The following is a 1,550-nucleotide window of genomic DNA, read 5'->3' on the forward strand; positions in this document are numbered from 1 at the left end:
AGAAGCCGTATCTCAACCGAACGTGTTCCCTTGATTCCTGCTGGTCAGACATCCCATGGCGTTGTGGTGTCAAGTGGTGACCGGGAGGGCGGCGTGGTGTGACCACGCGGTGGCCTCGTCATAGAGGGTGCGGGTCTTGAGGCATCCGTGGAGGATGCCGACGAGGCGGTTGCCGACCTGTCGGAGGGCGGGGTTGTAGCCCGCGTCGCGGGCCCGCTGCTTCTCGTAGTAGCGGCGAGCGCCGGGTGAGGCGTTCAGGGCGGAGAACGCCTGACGTTGCAGGGCATCGGCGAGCCGGTTGTTGCGTGTGTAGCGGGCCTGGACGGCGTGCGTCCTGCCGGAGGCGCGGGTGATGGGGCTGGTGCCGGCGTAGTTCTTGCGGGCCTTGGCGGAGGTGTAACGGGTGGGGTCGTCCCCGAACTCGGCCAGCACCCGGGCGCCGGTGATCTCGCCGATGCCGGGCATCGACAGGTAGATCTCAGCGTCCGGGTGCGCGTGAAAATGCGCGCTCACCTGCTCTTCGAGGACGGCTATCTGCTCGTTCAGGGCGATCAGCAGCCTGGCGTGCGCGGTCGCGGCCGCGCCGTAGGCGGCGGCGACCGGGGCGGCGACGCCGAGCTGGGGCTCGCGCAGCGCGGCCTGGATCGCGGCGGCCCGCTGGTCCCGCCGGTGGCGGCGGTGTCGGGCAAGGACCACGGTGATCTGAGACTTCGTCAGCTTTGCTGCCTGTGCCGGAGTAGGCGCCTTGACCAGGAGCTCAAGGGCGTCGGTGCTGGTCAGCTCCAAGGAGGCGTAGGCGGTCAGCGCGCTGGGGAAGTATTCGCGCAGCGTGTTGCGCAGCCGCTGGAAGGTGCGGGTGCGCTCCCAGATGAGGGTCTGGTGGGCGCGGGCGACCACGCGGACGGCCTGGGCCTGGTCGCTGTCGCCTGCGACAGGCCGTAGCTGGGCGCCGTCGATGCGGACCATGTCGGCGAGCGCGTGCGCGTCGCCCTTGTCGCTCTTGGCCCCGGAGGTGCCGTACCGCTCCTTGAACCGGGCCGCCTGCCGGGGGTTGACGGCGTAGACGCGGTAGCCAGCCGCGACCAGCGCCTGTACCCACGGGCCACGGTCGGTCTCGATCCCGACCGTCACCTGTCCGGGCTCCAGGTCCTCGCCACCGTGCCGGGCGATGATGGCGTGCAGCTTCGCGATGCCCTCGACGCCCTCGGGCAGCCGGGCGGAGGCCAGTTTGCGGCCTGTCTCGTCCTGCAGCTCGACGTCGTGGTGGTCCTCGGCCCAGTCATCGCCGATGAACAGCAACAACACTCAACTCCTCGCCTTCGCACGGTACTTGCATGCAGCCAGCGGAAGGCACGGCTCGCGCCCTAATGGATCCAGTGCTCACGCCCAACCGCCCGGCGGGCACGCCATCCCATCAGCAGTCATGGCCTCCCGGTCGACCAGCAGGGGCACGGTCTGACCACAGAGCTCAAATCGCTCCGGCATGGAGAGTGCTCACCTGCTGGCGGCTACGGACCGTAGTCTCCCTCACGGCCCGATGAAGCCCCATT

The 1,550-nt window shown here is 69.4% G+C and carries 1 protein-coding gene; it reads right to left on the reverse strand.

What is annotated here, in order from left to right; all coding sequences use genetic code 11:
• Window positions 1-69 precede the first annotated feature (69 nt).
• Entirely contained in the window at window positions 70-1,299 is a 1,230-nt protein-coding gene (locus NQU54_RS48480; protein ID WP_257636641.1) for an IS110 family RNA-guided transposase, read from the reverse strand.
• Window positions 1,300-1,550 lie beyond the last annotated feature (251 nt).

The organism is Streptomyces malaysiensis subsp. samsunensis, from assembly GCF_024519315.1.
In the GTDB taxonomy this organism is placed as follows: Bacteria; Actinomycetota; Actinomycetes; order Streptomycetales; family Streptomycetaceae; genus Streptomyces; species Streptomyces malaysiensis.